The sequence below is a fragment of the Nocardia sp. NPDC004278 genome, from assembly GCF_053602975.1.
Window position 1 is genome coordinate 255,582 of record NZ_JBSGEQ010000003.1, and the last position, 23,013, is coordinate 278,594.

Annotated in this window: 19 protein-coding genes; 10 read left to right on the forward strand and 9 right to left on the reverse strand. The window is 66.7% G+C overall.

Annotated elements, in window-relative coordinates; translation table 11 throughout:
* Positions 1-2 precede the first annotated feature (2 nt).
* The 5 genes from ACWEO2_RS06145 to ACWEO2_RS06165 form a co-directional block, all read right to left on the reverse strand.
* A complete protein-coding gene (locus ACWEO2_RS06145; protein WP_452404351.1) occupies positions 3-905 on the reverse strand; it encodes a 2-aminoethylphosphonate ABC transporter permease subunit in 903 nt (300 codons plus the stop codon).
* Positions 906-1,059: 154 nt separating this feature from the next.
* Positions 1,060-2,283 carry an ABC transporter ATP-binding protein gene (locus ACWEO2_RS06150; RefSeq protein WP_452404352.1) on the reverse strand — a complete coding sequence of 408 codons (1,224 nt, stop codon included), beginning with the start codon at positions 2,281-2,283 and terminating at the stop codon, positions 1,060-1,062.
* A gap of 30 nt (positions 2,284-2,313) precedes the next feature.
* Positions 2,314-3,384 carry a 2-aminoethylphosphonate ABC transporter substrate-binding protein gene (locus ACWEO2_RS06155; RefSeq protein ID WP_452404353.1) on the reverse strand — a complete coding sequence of 357 codons (1,071 nt, stop codon included), beginning with the start codon at positions 3,382-3,384 and terminating at the stop codon, positions 2,314-2,316.
* Between the two features lie 113 nt (positions 3,385-3,497).
* A complete protein-coding gene (locus ACWEO2_RS06160) occupies positions 3,498-4,187 on the reverse strand; it encodes a phosphonatase-like hydrolase (protein ID WP_355177564.1) in 690 nt (229 codons plus the stop codon).
* 8 nt (positions 4,188-4,195) lie between these two features.
* The gene (locus tag ACWEO2_RS06165) at positions 4,196-5,323 is read right to left on the reverse strand and encodes a TIGR03364 family FAD-dependent oxidoreductase (RefSeq protein ID WP_452404354.1); all 1,128 of its coding nucleotides are present in this window, start codon (positions 5,321-5,323) and stop codon (positions 4,196-4,198) included.
* Positions 5,324-5,458: 135 nt separating this feature from the next.
* Here ACWEO2_RS06165 and ACWEO2_RS06170 point away from each other — a divergent pair, with 135 nt between their 5' ends.
* Positions 5,459-6,181, forward strand: a complete 723-nt coding sequence (locus ACWEO2_RS06170) for a GntR family transcriptional regulator (protein WP_452404519.1) — start codon at positions 5,459-5,461, stop codon at positions 6,179-6,181.
* A gap of 141 nt (positions 6,182-6,322) precedes the next feature.
* Here the strand turns inward: ACWEO2_RS06170 and ACWEO2_RS06175 are convergent, their stop codons facing one another.
* The gene (locus ACWEO2_RS06175; protein WP_452404355.1) at positions 6,323-7,333 is read right to left on the reverse strand and encodes an LLM class flavin-dependent oxidoreductase; all 1,011 of its coding nucleotides are present in this window, start codon (positions 7,331-7,333) and stop codon (positions 6,323-6,325) included.
* Between the two features lie 153 nt (positions 7,334-7,486).
* On the opposite strand from ACWEO2_RS06175, the gene map reads away from it, so the two are divergent.
* From map to ACWEO2_RS06190, 3 genes are all read left to right on the forward strand, one after another.
* Positions 7,487-8,350 (forward strand): type I methionyl aminopeptidase, encoded by an 864-nt coding sequence (gene map, locus ACWEO2_RS06180; protein WP_354957805.1) that lies wholly within the window; start codon positions 7,487-7,489, stop codon positions 8,348-8,350.
* Positions 8,351-8,492: 142 nt separating this feature from the next.
* Positions 8,493-10,037 (forward strand): cobyric acid synthase, encoded by a 1,545-nt coding sequence (locus tag ACWEO2_RS06185; protein WP_452404520.1) that lies wholly within the window; start codon positions 8,493-8,495, stop codon positions 10,035-10,037.
* A 97-nt stretch (positions 10,038-10,134) separates the two neighbouring features.
* Positions 10,135-10,698 (forward strand): alpha/beta hydrolase, encoded by a 564-nt coding sequence (locus tag ACWEO2_RS06190; RefSeq protein ID WP_452404356.1) that lies wholly within the window; start codon positions 10,135-10,137, stop codon positions 10,696-10,698.
* On the opposite strand, the gene ACWEO2_RS06195 is transcribed toward ACWEO2_RS06190, so the two are convergent.
* Positions 10,678-11,745, reverse strand: coding sequence for an alpha/beta hydrolase (locus ACWEO2_RS06195; protein ID WP_452404357.1), 1,068 nt, complete (start codon positions 11,743-11,745; stop codon positions 10,678-10,680). The genes ACWEO2_RS06190 and ACWEO2_RS06195 overlap by 21 nt on opposite strands.
* A gap of 261 nt (positions 11,746-12,006) precedes the next feature.
* Between ACWEO2_RS06195 and mqo the strand changes: the two genes are divergently transcribed.
* The 6 genes from mqo (at position 12,007) to ACWEO2_RS06225 (ending at position 20,388) form a co-directional block, all read left to right on the forward strand.
* Positions 12,007-13,500 (forward strand): malate dehydrogenase (quinone), encoded by a 1,494-nt coding sequence (gene mqo / locus ACWEO2_RS06200; RefSeq protein WP_452404358.1) that lies wholly within the window; start codon positions 12,007-12,009, stop codon positions 13,498-13,500.
* A 38-nt stretch (positions 13,501-13,538) separates the two neighbouring features.
* Positions 13,539-13,988, forward strand: coding sequence for a GNAT family N-acetyltransferase (locus ACWEO2_RS06205; RefSeq protein WP_452404359.1), 450 nt, complete (start codon positions 13,539-13,541; stop codon positions 13,986-13,988).
* A gap of 732 nt (positions 13,989-14,720) precedes the next feature.
* Complete coding sequence (locus ACWEO2_RS06210) at positions 14,721-16,898, forward strand: VWA domain-containing protein (RefSeq protein WP_452404521.1); 2,178 nt, start codon at positions 14,721-14,723, stop codon at positions 16,896-16,898.
* A gap of 713 nt (positions 16,899-17,611) precedes the next feature.
* Positions 17,612-18,226, forward strand: coding sequence for a cob(I)yrinic acid a,c-diamide adenosyltransferase (gene cobO / locus ACWEO2_RS06215; RefSeq protein ID WP_355177584.1), 615 nt, complete (start codon positions 17,612-17,614; stop codon positions 18,224-18,226).
* An 82-nt stretch (positions 18,227-18,308) separates the two neighbouring features.
* Positions 18,309-19,961: a cobyrinate a,c-diamide synthase gene (locus ACWEO2_RS06220; RefSeq protein ID WP_452404522.1), complete on the forward strand. Its 1,653-nt coding sequence runs from the start codon at positions 18,309-18,311 to the stop codon at positions 19,959-19,961.
* A gap of 25 nt (positions 19,962-19,986) precedes the next feature.
* Entirely contained in the window at positions 19,987-20,388 is a 402-nt protein-coding gene (locus ACWEO2_RS06225) for a cobalamin biosynthesis protein (protein WP_452404523.1), read from the forward strand.
* 109 nt (positions 20,389-20,497) lie between these two features.
* Here the strand turns inward: ACWEO2_RS06225 and ACWEO2_RS06230 are convergent, their stop codons facing one another.
* Both ACWEO2_RS06230 and ACWEO2_RS06235 read right to left on the reverse strand, forming a co-directional pair.
* Positions 20,498-21,628: a hypothetical protein gene (locus ACWEO2_RS06230; protein ID WP_452404360.1), complete on the reverse strand. Its 1,131-nt coding sequence runs from the start codon at positions 21,626-21,628 to the stop codon at positions 20,498-20,500.
* Positions 21,629-21,636: 8 nt separating this feature from the next.
* Positions 21,637-22,767, reverse strand: a complete 1,131-nt coding sequence (locus ACWEO2_RS06235; RefSeq protein WP_452404361.1) for a phosphotransferase family protein — start codon at positions 22,765-22,767, stop codon at positions 21,637-21,639.
* Positions 22,768-23,013 lie beyond the last annotated feature (246 nt).

The following is a 23,013-nucleotide window of genomic DNA, read 5'->3' on the forward strand; positions in this document are numbered from 1 at the left end:
GCTCAGCTCTCCTTTCCGGCGCGCCCGAAGCGGGCGAAGATCAGTCGGTAGCCGATGTACAGGCTCAGCGACAGCAGCACCTGCACCGTGGCGAGGACCGCCGCGCCGGGCAGGTCGAAGGTGACGATGCCGCGGGTGTAGATCAGCGCGGGCAGGGTTGTCACGCCCTTCGCGCCGGTGAACAGTACGATGCCGAATTCGTTGAGCGTCAATAGCAGGACCAGACTGCCGCCCGCCGCCAGCGCGGGCCACGCCTCCGGCAGGACCACCTGACGCAGCACCCGCCAGGGCGAGGCGCCGAGGCTGGCGGCCACATCCAGTTGTTCGCGCGGCAGCTGGGCGAATCCGGCCAGCAGCGGGCGCACCACGAACGGGGTGAAGAAGGTGATCTCGGCGAGGATCACCCCGAGCGGGGTGCTCAGGAAGTCGAGCACCGGCGTTCGACCTCCGGTGATCCGGGCGATCAGGGCATTCACCGCACCGGCGGTGCCATAGAGGAAGGTGAAGGCGAGTGTGATCAAGAACGACGGCAGCGTGAGCACCGTATCGATCAATCTGCCGACCAGCGACGAACCGGGGAACGGCACGAACGCCAGCACGATCGCGAGGAAGGTGCCGAGCACGAGACATCCCGCGGTGGCGCACACCGCGATGGAAATGGTGCGCCACAACGCATTGCGGAACGATTCGGAGCCGAGCACCTGCGACCAGACCGCCGTACCCCGACCGTCCTTGGTCTCGGTCGATTCGGCGAGCACCCGCACGATCGGGTACACCGCAATGACGAGGACCACCAGCAGCGGCGGCAGTGTCCACAGCACCGGCCGCCAGTTCCGCCGCAGCGCGGTGTCCGCAGTCGGAGCTTCATCGTGGATCTGGGGTTCGAGCAGTGCGGAAGTGCTCATCGTCGGACCCCCGGGCCAGTGGGAATTCCGTCCGTCCCGACGGAGACCAGCGCGCGCTCGGCGGTTGGGCTGCGGTCGCCGCCGGGACCACGGAGACTTCCCCGGACAGCAGGGAACACGGTGCCGCCACAGCGAGCCGGATTCGCGCCGCCCCTCATTTCGGCGCGCCCGGCTCGGATGCGGCCGATGTCTCTGCCGCACTGATGGTTTCGGTACCGAACGTCGGCGGAATCAACACACCCGCCGGGTCCGGGAACCGCACGCCGACGACCGCGCCGACCTCGGTATCGAGATACCCCGGCACATCGGCGGTGATCTCGTCGGTCAGTCCGTCGACCGCCAGCCGCAACCGAGTCGAAGCCCCGCGCCACACACTCGATACGACGGTGCCGCGTACCGCATTGCGCTCCGAAGTGGCACCGATCTGCACCGTATGTGGACGCACACACAGCAATCCGGGTGCGTTCACCTCCCAACCGCCCGACCTGACGTCCGGTGCCTCGGCCCGCAGCGTAAAGGTGCCGGCAGTAACCAGCGCCGAGCTGCCCGATACTCGATTCACGGTGCAGGACAACAGGTTCGCACCACCGAGGAACGCCGCCGTGAAATCACTCGGCGGGCGACGCCACAAATTCTCGGCGGTATCGATATCGACCAGTCGGGCATCGCGCATCACCGCGATCCGGTCCGCCAAGGCCAGCGCCTCGGCCTGATCGTGGGTGACATACAGCATCGCCGTATCCGGCAACGCCTTTCGCAACTCCTGTAGCTCACCGAGCATCGACTGCCGCAACTGTGCGTCGAGCGCGGCCAGCGGTTCGTCGAGCAGCAGCACCTTCGGTCGGATCGCCAGCGCACGGGCGATCGCCACCCGCTGCTGCTGACCGCCGGACAGTTCGCGCGGCAGCCGCTTGGTGTAGGCCGCCATGCCGACCATCTCCAGCGCCTCGGCCACGCGCGCGTCGATATCCTTGCGCGGCACCCGATGTGCCCTCAGCCCGAAGGCCACATTGTCGTGCACCCGCATATGCGGGAACAGGGCGTATGACTGGACGACCACGCCGATCCCGCGCTTGGCCGGGGACAGATCGGTGACATCGCGCCCGGCCAGCCGGACCGCACCCGAGGTTGGACGGACGAAGCCAGCCAGCGCCTTGAGTGCGGTCGACTTGCCCGATCCGCTCGGTCCGAGGAGCGCCACCGTTTCACCGGCGGCGACGCGCAGATTGAAATCGGTCAGGGCGACCGTGGTCTTACGGCCGCGGCCGTAGCGGACTCCGACCCGGTCGAAGACGATCGCGGGTTCCGTTGCGGCCGTGACCTTTCCGGCCATGGCAGTTGCGATGGCCGATTTCGAATGCGCGTCACCGTCGAACATGATTGCGGCTCCTGACTCTCCCGGATTCGGTTACTGTCCCGTCGCCTTCTGATAGGCGGACACATCGGCGTCCAGCTCGGAAAGCACCTTGGTCCAGTCGACATTCACGACTTCCACGCCCTTGAGCACCGCGCTCGCCGAGGGACCGGTACCGGTTGCGGGGGCATCACGCAGCTCCTTGCGTGCGGGCACCGCGAAGGTGTCGGGCAGCGACTTCTGCGCATCGGCCGACAGCAGGAACTCCATGAGCTGCTTCGCCTCGCCCTGATGCGGCGCACCCTTGGCCAGTCCCATCACATACGGCACGGCCACGGTGGAGCGCTTGCCGTCGGCGGCCGCGGGGAAGAAGACAGTGAACTTCGAGCCCTTGTCCTTGACCGTGGTCAGATTCATCTGGACATCGCCATTGGCAACCACCAGCTCACCCTTGTCGACCTTGGCCTGCAACTTGCCGGTGGACGAGGACGGACCGACATTATTGGCCTGCAGCTTGGCGAGATAATCCAGTGCACCCTGCTTGCCGAGCAGGTTCTGCAGCAGGATCAGCACCGCGGTGCCGTCACCGGCCTGACCTGGCGTCGAATACTGCAGCTTGCCCTTGAATTCCGGCTTCAGCAGGTCGTCCCAGGTGAGATTGGTGGTGTCGACCGACGGATTGGCAATGAAGGACAGGTAGTTGCCCGCCAGCGTGACGTACTTGCCGTCGGCATCCTTATCGGTCGCCGCGACGAAGCTGGTGTCGATTCCGCTGTCCTGCAACAGCCCCGAGCTCTTCGCCTTCTGGATGAACGGCGGCAGCGTGACGAGCACATCGGCCTGCGGGTTGGACTGCTCCTTGTCCACCCGGTTGACGACCTCACCCGAACCGGCCTCGACCAGGTTGACCGAGATGCCGGTCTTCTTTTTGAATTCGGCGAATTGGGTTGTGTACCAACTGCCGACGCCGTCGGCGGAGTAGACGGTGATGGTCTTGCCGTCGCCGCTGTCGGTGCCCGTGCCGCCACAGGCCGCGGTGAGCGCGACGGTGGTGACGGCGGCGACGGCCAGCGCGGCCCGGGAAATGGTGCGTGCCAGACGGCCCTGCGTGTTCGAAGTACGCACGATGACTGCAACTTTCGGTTCGTGTGGGGTGTGGAATCGAAGGGGCGGGGGTTTCCGTCATCTCGGCCGACGCCGGGATCGCGGTTCTGGGCCCGGCTTTCGCCGGGAGGCTGTCAGGTTCTGCTGGCGAGGATCAGCTCCGCGAATTCGGTGACCGAGGCCACCACATGGGTGGCTCCGGCGGCACGCAACTGTGCCGCGTCATGCGCACCGGTCAGCGTGCCGGCGACGATGCGGGCACCGGCGGCCAGACCGCTGGCGATATCGCTGGTCGTATCGCCGAGTACCGCGATCTGATGCACGGCATCGATGTCGAGGCGCAGCAGCGCGGTCAGGACCATGTCCGGATAGGGACGTCCGCGTCCGGCATCCGATGGCGCCAGCGTCAGATCGGCGATCTCGTTCCAGCCCAGCGCATTCAGCAGTCGATCCTGGGTGGTGCGGCTGAAGCCGGTGCTGAGCGCGACCTTGACGCCCGCGGCCCGCAGCGCGGTAATCGCCTCGGCCGCACCGGGAATCGGGCTGATCTCGACCTCGTCGATCAATGCGTCATAGGCGGCCTCGAAGGCGAGGTTGGCGGCCTGCGCGCGCTCCTCGTCGCCGAGCAGGGCACGGAAGACCGCGATTTTCGACTGGCCCATGGTGTCGAGCACATATTGGCGGGCGCTATCGCGCTGCGGCCCTTCGGTTTCGATACCGGCGCTGGTGGCGGCGATATCGAAGGCGCGAAGGACCAGTCCGCCGTCGGCGACCGTGGTGCCCGCCATATCGAGGACGGCCAGGGCAATGTTCTTATCCGACACAGCGCTCCTCAGAGGTTGAGCAGATCGGCGGTTTCCTCGCCGATCGCGGGGCCGAGGGTCATCCCGCGGCCGCCCGGCCCGGTGACGACCCAGATGTGCGCATCGGCCTCGGCGCGGGTCACGATGGTGGCCGGATCGATGCTCTGGCTGTAGACGCCCGCCCAGCGCCGAATCACCTGCGGCAGTTTGCGTCCGAGCAGTTCCTCGGTGACGGCGGTGAGGTGTTCGTACGGGGCCTCGTCCACGTCGAAGGCGAACGGCTCCTCGTATTCGTGGGTGTCGCCGATGGTCAGGCCGCCGTGCAGGCGCTGTACGCACAGCAGTTGCATCTTGTGCTCGGCGGCGATGGCGGTCTGGGACTGCTCGGCGTTCAGCACGTCCAACTCCGGCCCGGCGAAGCCCGGGTAGTAGCGGAAGCTGTCGCCGTCGGCGATCGCGGTGGTGAGCGCTTCGCCCAGCGGTGCCGTCTGCATCATCTGCAGCCGGACCCGGCGGACCGGGATGGTGCCGACGAGTTCGCGGGTCAGGCCGGTGTGCGCGGCACCGGGGCAGACCAGCACCAGATCGGCCTCGAAGATGCGGCCATGGTCGTCGAGAACCGTTGCACCGGAACCGGTATCGGTAACCGTGCGAGCCTCGGTGCCGGCATGGAAGGTGTAGCGCTCCGATGCGGTCATATGGGCGCGCAGTGCGGGCAGTGCCTGGCGCGATTCGACGGCGGCATCGGTCCAACAGTGCAGTCCGGCAAGGAATTTACCGCGTAGCGCCGGATTGATCGCGCGCACCTGTTCGGGTTCGAGCAGTTCGAAGCCGCGCGCCCGGGCATGCGGGCTCGCCGCGGCGGCCTCGGCGACCGCCAGTTCGGTCGGCGTCTTGACCAGCGTGACCGATCCGGTGGGTCGGAAACCGACACCGGGAACCTTGCCGCCGATCTCCTCCCATAGCTGTCGGGAGCGCAGGGTGAAATCGAGTTCGGTGGCCGATCGTCCGGACACCCACACCAGACCGAAGTTGCGCACCGTTGCGCCGCGCGCCTCGGGCTCGCGCTCCAGCTGCACGACCTCGTGACCACGGCCGATGGCGGCCATGGCGTGTGCGGTGCCGAGGATGCCGCCGCCGATGATGACCAATCGCATGGGTACATAGTGGTCAATGGTCTAGACCAAGGAGTGTTTCGTGCGCGAACGGCAGGTTAACAATTGGTATAGACCAATACCGGGTAGGCTGTCGGCATGGAGACATCAGGTGCGATGGGAACCGATGGCGATGAAATGCGCAGTGGGCGCATCGATTTAGCGCCGCGGCTGCCGAAGTCCTACCTGGTGCGCACCGAACTCGAACAGCTGCTGACCGATCTGGAGGAGGGCGATCCGGTCCCCTCGGAGCGGGATCTGGCCGTTCGGTTCGAGGTCGCCCGCGAAACCGTCCGGCAGGCCCTGCGAGATCTGCTGGTCGAGGGGCGGATCCGCCGCCAGGGCCGGGGCACCGTGGTGTCGCGGCCGAAGATGGTGCAGCCGTTGCAGCTGCGCTCCTATACCGAGGGCGCCATCAGTTATGGCCGGGTGCCGGGGCGTCTGCTCGTCGGCTGGGACGATGTGCCCGCCGACGCCGACACCGCCCGCGACCTCGGGCTCACCATCGGCACTCCGGTCATGCACCTGGAGCGGGTGCTGCTCGCGGACGGCGAGCGCATCGGATTGGAGAGCACCTTCATGTCGCTCGCTCGTTTCGGCCATCTGCGCGGCACCTACGACGCGACCACCTCGCTGTACGCGGCGGTGCGCGCCTCCGGCGTAGAGCTCGGCAACGCCACCGAGCGAATCGAGACAGTGCTCGCCTCTCCGCGCGAGGCGGCCCTACTCGAATGCACCACATCGCTGCCGCTGCTGCTGCTGCATCGGCGCAGCGTCGACCGGCATGGCGAGCCGGTCGAACGCGTGCGCTCCCTCTACCGCGGCGACCGCATCGCCTTCGAGGCCCAACTCAGCAAGTAGGGCGCGAACCTGCCCGAGCGCGCTGGTCAGCTCTCCCGGTCGTCGACCGGATCTGGAGCGCGTCACCGCACTTCCGGCACCGCAATCCCTGCTCCAGCAGCATGATCCGGCGATCCGCTTGCCCACCTCGTGAATGGGGTGTCAGCCGATCTGCGGTGCGACCTTTGTGCCGAGTAGATCGATATTGTGCAGCACCTTTTCGTGCGGCAGCGTGCCGACGCTGGTGTGCAGCATGAAACGGTCCAGGCCCAGGGTGTCGCGGATGTCGGCGATCTTCTCGGCCACGTAGTCGGGCGTGCCGACGAACAGCGAACCGCTTTGCGAGCGCATGCCATCGAACTGCGGGCGGGTCATCGGACCCCAACCGCGTTCGCGCCCAATGGTGCTCATGGCCACGGCGTACGGCTCATAGAAATCAGCGACCGCCTGCTCATCGGTATCGGCGATATAGCCGTGCGCGTGCACCGCCACCGGCTGCTGCTCGTGTCCGCCCTCCTCGAGCGCACGGTGGTAGAGATCCACCAGCGGCTTGAAGCGTGCAGGTTGGCCGCCGATGATCGCGATCGCCAGCGGTAGGCCGAGCAGTCCGGCGCGGACCACGGATTCCGGGCTACCGCCCACCGCGATCCAGACCGGCAGCGGCCGGTTGTCCGTGCGCGGGTAGATCACCGCATCGCGCAGGGGAGCACGGAATTTGCCGTTCCAGGTCACCGGCTCATCCGCGCGAATGTGCAGCAGCAGTGCCAGCTTCTCCTCGAAGAGCTCGTCGTAGTCGCTCAGGTCATACCCGAACAGCGGAAAGCTCTCGGTGAACGAACCACGCCCGGCCATCAGTTCGGCGCGGCCGTTCGAGAGGCCGTCCAGCGTGGCGAAATCCTGGTACACCCGTACCGGATCGTCCGAGCTCAGCACGCTCACCGCACTGGTCAGCTGAATGCGCTCGGTGCGCGCCGCGATCGCCGCGAGCACGACCGCGGGCGCGGATGCCGCGAAGTCCTTGCGGTGATGTTCGCCGACGCCGTAGACGTCGAGTCCGGCGCGTTCGGTGGCGACTGCCTCGTCCACCACCTCGCGCAGCCGTTCGGCCGCGGTGGGCGCCGGTCGGTCGCCGACCGGGTACAGCTCCGCGAAGGTCGTGAGTCCCAGTTCCACAGCTCGAGTCCTGTTCCTGTGTAGTTTCTACGTCAACCACTAGCCTAAACGGACCATGGTCCGAAACTATTCCATCGGATGGCCATATGCTCATGGCCAGGTCGGGCGCGGGGACGGACGGTGCGCGATGGCCGGTGCGGATAGTCTTGTTCCATGTCTGTGCGTACCCGTCAGCCACTTGTTCCCGGCACGCTTTCGCCCACCCGTGAAGTTCCACGCTCGATCGAGCGTCCGGAGTATGCGTGGAAGAAGACCGTGAACGAGGGGCGCGAGCCCTGGGTGCAGACTGCCGAGACCATCGAAAAGATGCGGCTCGCGGGCAAGATTGCGGCACAGGCGCTCGAGGAGGCGGGCCGGGCGGTGGCGCCCGGCGTCACCACCGATGAGCTGGACCGGATCGCGCACGAGTACATGTGCGATCACGGCGCGTACCCATCGACATTGGGGTACAAGGGTTTTCCGAAGTCGTGCTGCACCTCGCTGAACGAGGTGATCTGCCACGGCATTCCGGACTCGACGGTGATCCAGGACGGTGACATCGTCAATATCGATGTCACCGCCTATATCGATGGCGTACACGGCGACACCAATAAGACCTTCCTGGCCGGTGATGTCGACGAGGAGGTGCGGCTGCTGGTCGAGCGCACGCACGAGGCGACCATGCGTGCCATCAAGGCGGTTCGGCCGGGCCGTGCGCTCAATGTGATCGGGCGGGTGATCGAGTCCTACGCCAACCGATTCGGCTACGGCGTGGTGCGCGATTTCACCGGCCACGGCGTCGGCCCCACCTTCCACAGCGGCCTGGTCATCCTGCACTACGACCAGCCCGCCGTGGAATCGGTCATCGAGCCCGGTATGACCTTCACCATCGAGCCGATGATCAACCTCGGCGGCATCGATTACGAGATCTGGGACGACGGCTGGACCGTGGTCACCAAGGACCGCAAGTGGACCGCGCAGTTCGAACACACGCTGGTCGTGACGGAGACGGGCGCCGAAATTCTGACGTTGCCGTGACAGGTGCGCCGCGCGGTTCGAGGCGTGCGCTGCTGTGCCGTCGAGGAGTCGGGTGCCGAAATTCCGAGCTTGCCGTTGTGCGTGTGGCCGCGCCTGACGGGGATGCGGTGAGCACGTGCACCGAGCTGCCGTGACCGGCGAGCTGAAGGGCGCGCTGCTGGTCGCCGGAACGACCTCCGACGCCGGGAAAAGCGTTGTGGTGGCCGGACTTTGCCGGATGCTGGCCCGGCGCGGGATACGCGTTGCGCCGTTCAAGGCGCAGAACATGTCCAACAACTCGGTGGTCACGCTCGACGGTGGCGAGATCGGCCGCGCGCAGGCGCTGCAGGCGGCGGCATGTGGGCTGGAGCCGAGCGTGCGGTTCAATCCGGTGCTGCTCAAACCCGGTAGCGACCGCCGCTCACAGCTGGTGGTGCGCGGCAAGGCCATCGGCACCGTCGGTGCCAGCGACTACTTCCAGCATCGTCGGGATCTGCGCGAAGTCGTTGCCGCCGAACTGAATTCGCTGCGCGCCGAATTCGATGTGGTGATCTGCGAGGGTGCCGGTTCGCCCGCTGAGATCAATCTGCGCGCCACCGATCTGGCGAATATGGGTCTGGCGCGGGCGGCGCGACTGCCGGTGCTCGTGGTCGGCGATATCGACCGCGGCGGCGTGCTCGCGCACCTGTTCGGCACGGTGGCGGTGTTGGAACCCGAAGATCAGCAACTGATCCGCGGCTTCATCGTCAACAAGTTCCGCGGCGATGTCGAACTGCTGCGCCCCGGACTCGACCGGCTCACCGAATTGACCGGCCGCCCCACGCTGGGCGTCATTCCGTACGCGGACGAGCTGTGGATCGACGCGGAGGATTCGCTCGGCACCGTCGCCGACGCACCGGTCGGCCGTCCCCGCCCGCCGCTCGGCGCCGAATGGCTCACCGTGGCCGCCATCCGCCTGCCGCGCATCTCCAACTCCACCGATATCGAGGCCCTGGCCTGTGAGCCGGGTGTCGCGGTGCGCTGGGTCAGCGACCCGTCGCGGCTGGCCGATGCCGATCTGGTGGTGCTGCCGGGCAGTAAGGCGACGGTCTCGGATCTGGAATGGTTGCGGCGCACCGGAATCGCCGATGGGCTGCGTGCCAGGGCTGCCGCGGGGCGGCCGGTCCTCGGCATCTGTGGCGGCTATCAGATGCTCGGCGCTCGCATCGTGGATCGCGTCGAATCCGATGCGGGGACGGTCGCGGGATTGGGTCTGCTCGATCTCGAGATCGAATTCGCCGACCCGAAGATGCTGCGGCGCAGCACCGGGCGCGGCATCGGCAACGGAATTCCCGTGCACGGCTACGAAATCCATCATGGTCGGGTCGGGCGCACCGGTGATCCGGCCTGGCTGGAGCTGAACGGATTCGAACCCGAGGGCAGTGCCCGCGGCGCGATCTGGGGCACGCATCTGCACGGCCTGCTGGAATCGGACGAGTTCCGCCGCAGCTGGCTGCGCGAGGTTGCCGCACAGGCGCGGTGTCACGATTTCATCGTCGCCGACGACACTTCGGTAGCGGCGATCCGCTCGGCCCAGCTCGACCTCCTCGCCGACCTGATCGAAGATCATCTCGATATCGCCGCGATCGAGCGCGTGCTCACCGATGGTGTACCGGCCGAGCTGCCCACCATTGTGTCCGGCCTGGGAATCGGCAGCACACTACGGTGATTTCGCACCGTGGCGGACAACCGGAATGTTTATGTCACTAACGCGCGGGCAAGTGACACGCGGTTCCGTTCAATTGAGGCGTGTACCGTACTCCGGCATGAAATCTCGGCGGATCACGGTCGGTGACCGGGCATGGACCGTGCGGGTCGACGGCCCGGAGTCTCGGCACAGCGTGCTGCTGTTGCCCGACGCCGGTGATCCGGTCGACGTCTACGACCAGGTATGTGCGCGTTTGCACACCTCGGACCTGCGCACGATAGCGGTGGAATCGGTGGCGGACCTGGATCCGGCGGGCGTGTACGCCATCCTCGACGAGCTGGGCGTTCCGTGGGTGAACGTCGCCGGACGGGGTGCGGGCGCGACGCTGGCCTGGCAGGTCTGCGCGGGTGGTTTCGGCCGGTTCATCAGCCTTGTGGTGGCCGATCGCGGCCATCCTGCGGTACCTGCCGCCGACGGCGCAGTGCTGGACCCGAACTGTCGGCCGGTGGAGGTGGCCGCCACGGTGCTGGTCACCAAGAATCTGGCCCGCTCGGTCGCGGACTCGTCCGGGCGCTACGTCTACGGCGAATTCCGGGTCGTGGAGATCGACGTCGACAATGTGGCGACCGAGGCCGACCACGAATTGGCCACCGAGATCGTGCTACGCACCAGCCTCTGGTGAATCGGCGGTCTTCTTGCGGAAGACCGCCAACCAGTCCAGCCAGCTGTCGAGTTCGGCAAAGGCCTTGGCCAGCGGTTCGGCCGAAGACAGGAACACATCGTGGCGCGCACCGTCGATGGGGACGATATTGGTCCGGTCACCGAGGCAGCCGGACCAGCGTTGAATCTGCCTCACGTCGAGCACTGCATCCGCCACGTCGACGGCCGGACCGTACTGGCGCGCGAATTTCGTAATGCGCGAACGCAGAATCAGCGCGGGCACGCCGACCGATAGACCCGCCTGCAGCTTGGCATGCCCATTGCGGATGGCCCGCAGCCAGCCGAGTCGGACCGGGAACCCCGCCAGGGGCTTCCAATCCAGGTTGTAATCCCATTCGCCCGCCACACTGCGGTGCAGGCTGTCGCCGTAGGAGCTGATCTTGCCGCCGGGTAGTTCGAACATCGAGCGGAACCGGCCCAGCGCCTTGATCACCGGGGTGCCGATGGTCCGGTAGTACGACGGGCCCTGCAGGTCGAACCAGGGGCTGTTGAGGACCAGGCCGACGATGCCCGACGCGGCCGTGCCCGTCGCCTTGTCGAGCCGGTCCAGCCAGAGCGAGGTGATCAGTCCGCCGGTCGAATGCGCGACCACCAGCACGTGCTCGCCCGCCTCCTGCTGAACGATCCGCAGCGATTCGTTCAGTTCGGCGTCGTAGAGCGCCAGATCGGTCACGTAGTGCGGTGTCTGGCCGTCGCGCAGCGAGCGACCGCACTTGCGCAGATCGAGCGCGTAGAAGCGATGCCCGCGCTCGGCGAAGTGTTCGGCCAGATGCTGCTGGAAGAAGTAGTCGGTGAACCCGTGCAGGTACAGCACCGCGGGTTCGGTGGCGGTGGCGGCGGTATCGGGGATGTACCGCACGAGGGTGGCGACCGCCTCGCCTTCACCGTCGGGGTCCGGACCGAGCGGCAGGGTTCGCTGCTCATAGCCCACACCGAGGACGTCCGGCGTCCACCGCTCGGCGGCCGGAGCCGTGATATCGGACACGCTGAGCGGGGCTTCGTTCGTCACAAGGACCAATCTAGGCGACGTCTGCGCCGGATCGAAGATCGAACCGGGGAAGGAATCTATGTCACATTCGGCAAGTTCGCTGTCGGGCTTCGAACAGCTGAGGTGCACAATTGGGCGTAGGTGAACGGCGGGTAACCTACTTCCGCCGAGTCACGCAGGACTCGCGAACAACCACATAGCGCCCGTGCCCAGCAGGCCCACCGTGGGGGTGGGCGTGCGCAGAAGGACAAGGAAGTCGATCTACCCGTGCCGAACGCTGCCATGACTGAAAAGACCGATGTAGTACTCATCGGTGCCGGGATCATGAGTGCCACCCTCGGCGCACTGCTTCGGCAGTTGCAGCCGGAATGGTCGATCTCCCTGTTCGAGCGGCTCGACGCCGCCGCCGCCGAGAGCAGCGATCCGTGGAACAACGCGGGCACCGGACACTCCGCACTATGTGAACTCAACTACAGTCCGCAGAATCCGGACGGGTCGGTCGATATCAGCAAGGCCATCGACATCAACGAGCGCTTCCAGGTCTCGCGCCAGTTCTGGTCCTACGGCGTGGAGAACGGCGTCCTCGGCGATCCCGGCGCGTTCATCAACCCCATCCCACACGTCAGCTTCGTGCACGGCGCGGACAATGTGGACTACCTGCGCAAGCGCTACGAGGCGCTGTCCCGGCACCCGCTGTTCGCCACCATGGAATACATCGACAGCCCGGACGAATTCGCGAAGCGACTACCGCTGATGGCCAAAGGCCGTGACTTCTCCGATCCGATCGCGCTCAACTGGACCAATGAGGGCACCGATATCGACTTCGGTTCGCTCACCAGCGAACTGCTGGCCTACCTGGGCCGAAGCGGGGTGGATCTGGCCTTCGGCCACGAGGTCCGCGACCTCAGTAAGCAGGCCGACGGCTCCTGGCTGGTCAGGGTGCGCAACCTGCGCACCCGCCGAACCCGCACGCTCATCAGCAAATTCGTTTTCGTCGGCGCCGGTGGTGGTGCGCTGCCGCTGCTGCAGAAGTCGGGTATCAAAGAGGCCAAGGGTTTTGGTGGCTTCCCGATCAGCGGCCAGTTCATCCGCTGCACCAATCCGGAGCTGATCTCCAAGCACGAGGCCAAGGTCTACGGCAAGGCCGCGGTCGGCGCGCCGCCGATGTCGGTGCCGCACTTGGACACTCGCATTATCAAGGGCAAGCCCGGACTGCTGTTCGGGCCGTACGCCGGGTGGACGCCGAAGTTCCTCAAGGACGGCAAGAACACCGACCTGTTCAAGTCGGTCAAGCCGAACAATATCTTCTCGCTGCTCGGCGTCGGCGTCACCGAACTCGGCCTGACCAAGTACCTGATCAGCGAGCTGCTCAAGTCCGAGGCGGGCAAGGTGGCCACCCTGACGGAGTTCATGCCGCGCGCGGACGGACACGACTGGGAGCTGATCACCGCGGGGCAGCGCGTACAGGTGATCCGGCGCAAGGGTGCAGGCGGTGTGCTCGAGTTCGGCACCGCGGTTATCGCCGCCGAGGACGGCACCATCGCGGGTCTGCTCGGCGCCTCGCCCGGCGCGTCGACCTGTGTGAGCGCCATGATCGACGTGCTGCAGCGCTGCTTCCCGCGTGAGTACGCCGACTGGACGCCGAAGCTGAAGGAAATGGTGCCCTCGCTGGGCGTGAAGCTCTCGGAAAACCAGGCGCTGTTCCAGGAAGTCTGGGATTGGTCGACCAAAACCCTGAACCTGAACGGCGTGTCGGACAACACGCGCAAGCTGTAGGGGTCGCGCCGATCGCCTAGTTGTGATAGCAAGACGCGATGATGTCAACGGTTGCACTCAAACGGTCCTGGGCGCTCGATCTCGACACCGCCACCCTGTACCAGCTGTTGAAGCTTCGCGTCGAAGTCTTTGTCGTCGAACAGAAATGCGCGTATCCGGAGCTGGACGGTCTCGACCTGCTGCCGGAGACGCGCCATTTCTGGCTCGATGACGAGGGTGAGGTCATTTCGACGCTGCGCTTGCGCGAGGAGCACGAGAACGGCGTGAAATCGTTCCGCATCGGGCGGGTGTGCACCGCGGTTCCGGCGCGCGGGCATGGCTACACCACGCGGCTGGTGCAGGCGGCGCTCGCCGAGGCGGGGTCGGCGACGGTGCGGCTGAGTGCGCAGACGTACCTGGTCGATATGTACGCCAAGTTCGGGTTCAAGCCCGATGGCGAGGAGTTCGAGGAAGACGGCATTATGCATCTGCCCATGCGCAGGGGCTGATGCTGGCTGTCGGGTAGATCGTGAGCGCCTCGCGCAATGGTGTCAGCTTGTGCGAGGTGGTCGCCGGGGGCGCGTGCAGACGCGGGCATGTGGATGGGTTGGTGGGGGAGGCGGGGGCATGCAAGCCGGTCGCTGGGGGTGCGTGGCGGACTTGTGGGCTGGTCGCTGGAGGGCATAAACGCGCGCCGTGAGGGATCGTGCGGAGGCGGCCTGGGAGGTGGTCGCTCGGGAGTGCGGAGGCCGGTGTGCGAGTTGGTCTGGGGAGGGCGCTGATCCGGTCGTGTGAGGTGGTCGCCGGGGAGCGGTGGAGGTGGGCTTGCGACGTTGGTCGCTGGGGAGCGTGCTGAGGCAGGCTTGCGAGCTTGGTTGCTAGGGAGCGCGGGAGGCAGGACCTCTGACGTGGTCGCCGGGGGAATGCGGGAGGCGGGCTTTCGAGGGAACGCGGAGGCGGGCTTTTGAGTGGGGCTGCTGGCTTGTCGAGCATGGCACTTTGTGCTGGCTGTGCGTGTTCGGCCGGGCGCTTGTACACATGCTCGACCGGGCGCATGTTCAAGTTGCTACGTCGCACACGATGTGAGGCCATCGCCTGGGCATTGAGCTGTAAACGTCGTTTGCGGTCTTGCCGCAGGGGTGCCGATCGACAATCGCGCGGCCGCGCGGTGCGGGCCGGTGGAGGGTGCTGCCGGGTAGTGGTTCCGGCGCGAATACAGTTGGGATGTGTCCCTGTCCCATATGGAAACCGCGCCGCATGCCCCCTCGCTGACCGGTTCGCGTCCGGATACCGACGGTGCTGCGGGATTCCCTTTCTCGGCGGTGGTCGGGCAGGAACGGTTGCAGCTGGCGCTGATCCTGTGCGCGGTGCACCCCGGGATCGGCGGCGTGCTGGTGCGCGGAGAGAAGGGGACCGCGAAATCGACTGTGGTGCGGGCACTTGCGCAGTTGCTGCCGCCCGTTGTCGATGAGACCGGTGCGCGGCCCGCTCGGCTGGTCGAACTACCCGTGGGCGCCACCGAGGACCGGGTGGTCGGATCGCTGGATCTGCAGCGGGTGCTGCGCGATGGTGAGCAGGCGTTCCGGCCCGGGCTGCTGGCGGCCGCACATCACGGCGTGCTCTACGTCGACGAGGTGAATCTGCTGCACGACCACCTGGTCGACGTCCTGCTCGACGCCGCGGCCATGGGGCGAGTGCATATCGAGCGCGATGGGGTCTCGCATTCGCACCCCGCCCGATTCGTGCTGGTCGGCACCATGAATCCGGAGGAGGGTGAGCTGCGGCCGCAGCTGCTGGACCGATTCGGGCTCACCGTCGACGTTGCGGCCTCGCGGAATGTGGACATCCGGATGGCGGTGGTGCGACGTCGCCTCGACTACGAGGCGGATCCGGCCGGATTCGCCGGGCGCTATGCCGCCGCCGATCGGGAAGTGGCCGAGCGGATTCTCACTGCCCGCGATCGGGTCGCCGCTGTCGCACTCGACAATGTCGAGCTGCGGCGGATTGCCGCGCTGTGTGCATCTTTCGATGTCGATGGGATGCGGGCGGATCTGGTGGTGGCCAGAACCGCTACCGCGCATGCGGCTTGGCGTGGGGCGGATGCGGTGGCCGAGGAGGATGTGCGCGTCGCCGCTGAGCTGGCACTGCCGCATCGGCGGCGTCGGGATCCCTTCGATGAGCCGGGGATCAGCGAAGAGCAGCTGGATGAGGCGATGCGCGAGGCAGGGGAAGAGGCCGCGCGGGCCGAAAAGTCCGGTGGGCGTGACGAATTGGAGCAGTCGAGTTCGGGGGACGACGGCGCGGACAGCCATCAGAACGATGCGGCATCCGATGGCAGCCCGAGCGCTGCCGACAACGCGGGTCTGAGTGACCATCAGGACGATGCGGCATCTGATGGCGGTCCGAGCGATGGCGATGACACCGGCCTGATCGACCATCTGGACGCGGATGGCAACGGTGGCCCGGATGGTGCAGGCCCCGACAATGATGCGGACGGACGTGGTCCCGATGACGATGGTCCGGATTCGCCGAGCGGCGGGCCCGGTGGCGGGCAATCGCCGTCCGTGCGCGCGGGGCACACCGGCACACCCACGACATCCGTTGTGACACCGCCACGTTGGGAGGTGCCAGGCGTCGGTGAGGGCGCGGCGGGTCGCCGTTCGCGTGCGCAGACCAGACAGGGCCGCACCGTTCGCTCCAGCGCCGACACCTCCGCTGGCCTACATCTGCTCGGCACCGTCTTCGCTGCCGCGCCGCATCAGCGTTCCCGTGGTCGCGCCGATGGGCCGTTGAAGTTGGCCGCCGATGATCTGCGCGGCGCGTATCGCGAAGGGCGCGAAGGCAATCTGGTCGTCTTCGTGGTCGACGCCTCCGGATCCATGGCGGCCAGGGATCGGCTTTCGGCGGTCACCGGCGCTGTGGTCGCGCTGCTGCGCGACGCTTATCAGCGACGCGACAAGGTCGCGGTGATCACCGTGCGCGGTCAGGAAGCCGAACTCGTCCTGCCGCCGACGTCCTCGGTGGACATTGCCGTGCGCCGCCTGTCCGGCATGCGCACCGGCGGCAAAACCCCCCTCGCCGCAGGACTTTTGAAGGCGCGCGAAGTCATACACCGCGAGCGCGTCCGCGATCCCCGCCGCCGCCCGATGCTGGTGCTCCTCACCGACGGCCGCGCGACCGGCGGCACCGACCCGGTCCTACGCGCCCGCGCCGCCGCGAATCTGCTCGCCAACGAGGCGATCACCTCGATCGTCGTCGACTGCGAACGCGGCATGATCCGCCTCGGCCTCGCCGCCGATCTGGCCCGCACCCTCCGCGCCGGATACCTCCAACTCGCCGAACTGACCGGCGATTCGGTCGCGAATGTCGTCCGTGCCGGATCGGGTCGTTCGGGTGTCAGTGCGACGCGGGCCGCATGATCGGGGTGCTGCGCCTGGCTGCCGACGTGGCCCACGTAATGCGTGCCGGATATGTCTCGCTCGGCGAGCTGACCCGCGGTTCGGTAGCGGATGGCGTTCGCATCGGATCGGGTCGTCCGGGTGTCAGTGCGACCCGAGCCGCATGATCGGGGTGCTGCCGCCTGGCCGCCGACCTGGCTCGCGCTCTACTGGCCAGATATCCCCAACTCGGCGAGCTGACCCGCGGTTCGGTAGCGGGTGGCGTTCGCATCGGATGGGGTCGTCCGGGTGTCAGTGCGACGCGAGCCGCATGATCGGGGTGTTACCGCCTGGCCGCCGACCTGGCTCGCGCTCTACTGGCCGGATATCCCCAACTCGGTGGGCTGACCGGCGATTCGGTCGCGGATTTCGTCCGCGCCCGGGCGGCTGTCGGAACGACCCGAGTCGCCTGATCGTGTCGATGTCAGTGTCCTGCGTCGAATCCGCAGCGGGCCAACGATGTTCGGCAACTCTGTACAAGTCGGCACCGCTTGATCGCGGTGACGCGACCGTCGTTGGTCGAACCCGAGCGATCAGTGGTCGTTCCGGGCTTCGACGCACGATTCGCTCGGCGGCGACACTGAAACCCGCGCTGTCAGCTGTGACGGCTGAGCGTCGCTTCAGTTGTCGTACGGCCGACGATATGGCCGCGAATCGCGAAGGCGCTCTGATCAATCGATTCCCAAGGAGTTTCAATGCCTAAGGGTGTGCCGGAGACGGTTCCGGATGATGGGCTGACCACGCGGCAGCGGCGCAATCAGCCGGTGCTCGCGGTACATACCGGGCCGGGTAAGGGGAAGTCGACGGCCGCCTTCGGGATGGCATTGCGGGCGTGGAATCAGGGCTTCGATATAGCGGTATTCCAGTTCGTGAAGAGCGCCAAGTGGAAGGTCGGGGAGGAGGCCGCATTCCGCACTCTCGGCCGCCTACACGAGGAGACCGGCACCGGCGCACCGGTCGAATGGCACAAAATGGGCGAAGGCTGGTCCTGGACCCGCAAACAGGGCACCGATGAAGACCACGCCGCCGCAGCCCTAGCAGGCTGGCGCGAAATCGCCCGCAGACTAACCGCCGAACAACACCGCTTCTACGTCCTCGACGAATTCACCTACCCCCTCAAATGGGGCTGGATCGACATCAACGAGGTAGTAGACACCCTAAAAACCCGCCCCGGCACCCAACACATAGTCATCACCGGCCGCGACGCCCCCCAACCCCTACTCGACGCCGCCGACCTAGTAACCGAAATGACCAAACTCAAACACCCCATGGACGCAGGCCGCAAAGGCCAACGAGGCATCGAATGGTGAACCCCGCGAGAATGCGCTGGTGCAGGTGGGTACTCGACGTTTGCCTGCACCAGTGCATGGTGATCAATTGACCAGCGGGGGCTTGTCGGGGAGGCGAGTTCCGGCGGTGGTTGTTGCGGCTCCGGCTTCGGGGAGTGGGAAGACGACGCTGGCTACGGGGTTGATCGGGGCGCTGCGGAGGGCGGGGCATCGGGTGGCGCCGTTCAAGGTTGGGCCGGATTACATCGATCCGGGCTATCACGGGTTGGCTGCGGGGCGGCCGGGGCGCAATCTCGATCCGGTGTTGGTTGGCGCGGAACGCGTTGTGCCGCTTTACCGGCACGGTGCGGATGGCTGTGATCTGGCGGTGGTCGAAGGTGTGATGGGGCTGTTCGACGGACGCATCGACGAGAACCAATCCGGACCGATCGCCGAGGGATCCACCGCCCAGGTTGCGGGATTGCTCGGCGCCCCAGTGATATTGGTCGTCGATGCCCGCGGCCACAGCCAGAGCCTTGCCGCCCTACTGCACGGCTTCGCCACCTTCGACTCCGGGATCCGCTTGGGCGGCGTCATCCTGAATCGCGTCGGCAGTGAACGCCACGAGGAGGTCCTGCGCGCTGCCTGCGACCGAGTAGGCCTCCCCGTCCTCGGTTGCCTGCCCCGCATGACCGAACTAGAGGTCCCCTCCCGCCACCTGGGCCTCATCCCTGCCGTAGAGCACGGCTCCGCCGCCACCGCCGCCGTCGAAGCAATGACAGATCTCGTCGCCACCCACGTCGATCTCCCCGCCATAGCCCGCTTAGCCCACACGACCGTCACCGGCCCCGCATGGGATCCAGTCACCGCGATCCACGCCGCCGCGGAGTCGCTGTCCGACCGGGATGCATTCGCCGGGAGGAGTGCGTCGCGGCCGGAAACAGGTGCGTCGCAATCGATCACTGGTCGGAGTGATGCGGTTGCCACGGGATCGGGTCGGGCCGCAGCTACCGGAGCGGTGGGAGTCGCTGCTGTAGGCGCCGGGGGCGTGAGTGATGCGGCTGTGATGGGCATGAGTCGTGGGATCGCGGTGGGCGGTGTGATGGCGCCGGGGGGCGGCGGTGGGGCTGCAGGGGTGGGGCTCGGGCCGGTGATTGCGATGGCCGGTGGGCCTGCGTTCACGTTTGGGTATGCCGAGCATCGGGAGTTGTTGGCGGCGGCGGGGGCTCGGGTTGTGGTTTTCGATCCGATGCGTGATGAACTTCCCTCTGGTACATCGGGATTGGTGTTGCCGGGTGGATTTCCGGAGGAGCATGCGGCGGAATTGGCGGCGAATACTCAGCTGTTGGCGCAGGTGGGTGCGGGGGCGCGGGCCGGGCTTCCGGTGCATGCCGAATGCGCCGGGCTGCTGTATCTGACTCGCTCGCTCGACGGACACCCGATGGCGGGTGTGGTCGACGCGACGGCGGAATTCGGCCCCCGCCTTACCCTCGGCTACCGAGATGCCGTGGCACTCACCGATTCCGCACTGTGGCGAGCGGGCGAGCGCGTACGCGGCCACGAATTCCACCGCACCCGACTGGTGACTTCCGGCACCGACGCCCCCGCGTGGGGCTGGCACACCGCAGGCGACCGCATCCGCGAGGGCGCCCTCATCCACCGCGTGCACGCCTCCTACCTACATACCCACCCCGCCGGAAATCCCAAAGCCACAAGCCGTTTCGTCGCTGCAGCCGCCCACTACGCCCAAACTCGTGCCGCCGTTCGACACCCCTGAGGTGCGAGCCGACGCATCGGCGAATGTGGTCGCATCGCCCAATAGGCAAGCGCGATCACGTGATTTGGCTGTCGGGATCGGGTTCCGGCCCGGGACATCGAGCGCACGCCTGCTGGCTGCGCTGCGAGAAGTGATGGGTGACAAGCCCATTGCCTGTCTTGCGACCATCGACCGGCGCGCTGGGGAGCGTGGCCTGCTCGATGTCGCGAGTCGGTTGGGTGCTTCGGTCCGTGCCTATACAGCGGCCGAACTTGCCGAGGTTGATGTTCCCAATCCCTCGGCCCGCACCGGCGACGCGCTCGGTACGGCAAGCGTCGCGGAGGCCGCCGCGCTGCTCGCCGCCGGTGGGCCGCTTGTCATTCCCAAGCGGACGGTCGATGGAATCGTGATCGCCGCCGCGCTCGTCGCCGAATCGTCTTCGGCGTAACGCAAGTTCAACCTCTGGATGAACGGGCCGCCTGGCCAGACGTGCCCGGCCAGACGTGCCTTGCCTGCTCAGGCGCGCCCACCCGCTCGGACGTGCCCGCCCGGAAAACCTACGGCGCCACGGAACCCCAGTCGGCGAAGCCGGTCGGATCGTGCCGCCCGAGACTTGCGTGCTCGAACAAACCCCACCCCTCGGACTCCCCGCAGCGGGCATGCGCGACGTGGTCGATCACGCCGAAGGGGATGCGGCTTGCGATGGCCGGGTCGGTGAGGTCGTAGGTGCTGTTCGAGGACCAGTCGCGGCCCATCCAGCGGCCGTGCAGCCAGTCCGGGTCGCCGCCGTAGCCGCAGCCGACGTGCAGGGCGACATTGGTGACGGTGCGGATCTCGACCTCGAGCGGCTTACCGTCCTGGGTGCTGAGCTCCAATCGAGCGCCTACGGGATGTCTTGTGCCGGAACGGTATTCGATGTGGTAGCGCGGCCATCCCAACTGTTCGGTGCGGCCGTCCGGGAAGACCCGGACGGCGTCGTTGAGGGTGCGCTTGCCGTCGGGCTCCTCCTGCAGAATCACCACGATGGCGAAATCGTCGAAGCGAATCGGCACATACATCCACCAGAACCCGCCCGAGGGTTCGGCGGCGGCGCGGCCGGGCGGCTCGGGTTCGCCGACCGGGCGGATGCCCCAGGAGCGGTCCCTGGTGCCCATCCAGACGGCCGGGTCGATGGTGAGGTCCGTGCCGTCGACGTGCAGTGTCCCTTCCCACGAGCCGACCTGCGCGAAACGGGTCGCCTGGATGATCGGACGATTGCCGTTGAGGATGAGATGCGGTTGTTCCTCGACGGTGGGAAACGATCCGTGCCAGGTGAGGTCGAAGCCGAGATCGTCGTGCTCGCAGACCACCCGGATCCGCTGCAGCGGTTCCTGTACCTCGATGCGGTAGCCGCCGACGCGCAGGTTGATGCCGCGATCACCGAGCGCGTCGGAGAAGCGGACCGTGCGCTGGATATCACCACGCCGCACGCAGGCGTACGCGTCGATCACCCCGAGGTTCGGATAGACACCGCCGCCGGTGACGAAGAAGGTGCCGCCATCGCGGTCGTGACCGTTGAAATAGCTTCGGTCGTAGAAGTTTCGGTCGCTGCTGGCGACTCGGGCCAGCGACAGATGGGTCTGGTGGATGGGGTATTCATCAAGGGGCGAAGGCGCGGAGCCTGCGGAGCGACCCTCGGGTACAGCCATGATTTCCTCTAATCCCATTCGTAGGTTCCGTCGAGCAGCGCCTCCAGGCTTGCCCGGTGCATTACGTAGTCGTCGCGATCGGGAGTGTCGGTGTCCTCGCCGAAGTGGATCATCCGGCGCTTGACCCTGGCCATGACGATCGCGTGCCGCAGCGCCGCGTAGACGATGTAGAAGTCGAGATCGCGAACCGTATATCCGGTGATCTCTTCGTATTTCGCGACAATGTCCGCGCGCCGCAGGAAGTCCGGCAGCCCCGGCTGGTCGAAGCGGGTGGCGATGTCCTGGAAGAAGCGGTGAATGAAGATGAGCCAGGCGATATCCAGCTCACGCGGGCCGAGTCCGGCCATTTCCCAGTCGAGTACGCCGACCGGGGTGAATCCGTCGTACAGCACATTGCCGGGTCGGGAGTCGCCCCAGCTCAGTACGTCGGGGCCGGGATCGGCGGGCCAGTGCGCGTCGAGCCAGTCGAAGGTCCGCTCGATCAGCGGGATCGGGTAGCCGTCATCGGCCAATGCCCAGCGATACCAGTTCCGATGCCATTCGACATGGCGGCGCAGTGCCTGCCCGGGACCGTCCAGCATCGGGAATCGCGTTGCCGGGTCCGGGATTTCGTGCACCTTCGCGATGACCTCGACGGTCTTCGCGGTCAGTTCGGCCCGCTCCTGCGGACTCGCGTCGAACAGCCAGCCGATGAACACATACGGCGGATTGTCCGAGGGCACCCGGCCCTCGATCCGGCGCATTACGAAGAACTTTGTGCCGAGCGCCTTCTCGTCGGTCTCCAGCCAGCACAGTTCGGGCACCGGCACCTCCGAGGCCGCCGCGACCCCTGCCATGATCTGGTATTGCAGTTCCAGGTCGTAGGTTTCGAAGACCGGGAACGAATCGGCATCCGGGGTCATCCTGGCCACGAACGAGCCGTGCTCGGTCCGCCCGCCCACACTCCATTCGGCGTCGAACAGCACCGTCGGACTCGACATCCCGGCGCCCTGCGGCCGCGACAGCGCCGAGATCTTGGGCGGGCGATCCGCTCCGACCCTGCCGCCCAGCCACTGGGACAGGTCCTCGGCGAGGGTGTCGAGGTCCCGCGCGCTGACGGTCAGCTGCCGCCGGGCGGTGGGGTCCGGATCTTCGGCCATTCTCTGTCCTCCTGACGCATGTGCCTGCGGCGACTGTAACGCGTTCTAGTTGGCGCTTACCGCAAAAATTAGAAGAAAACCTACGACCCTCACTGGGTGATATTCGGTATTGACATTCCAGCGCGCCGAGCGGTTGGCGGTCGGGCGGTCATACTTCCGGCGGACGCGCATACCCCGATGGGTCGGGGTGGAAATCGGGGTTTTCCTGGAAGCGAATGGGGTGAGCGCCCGGATACCGTCGGCAGA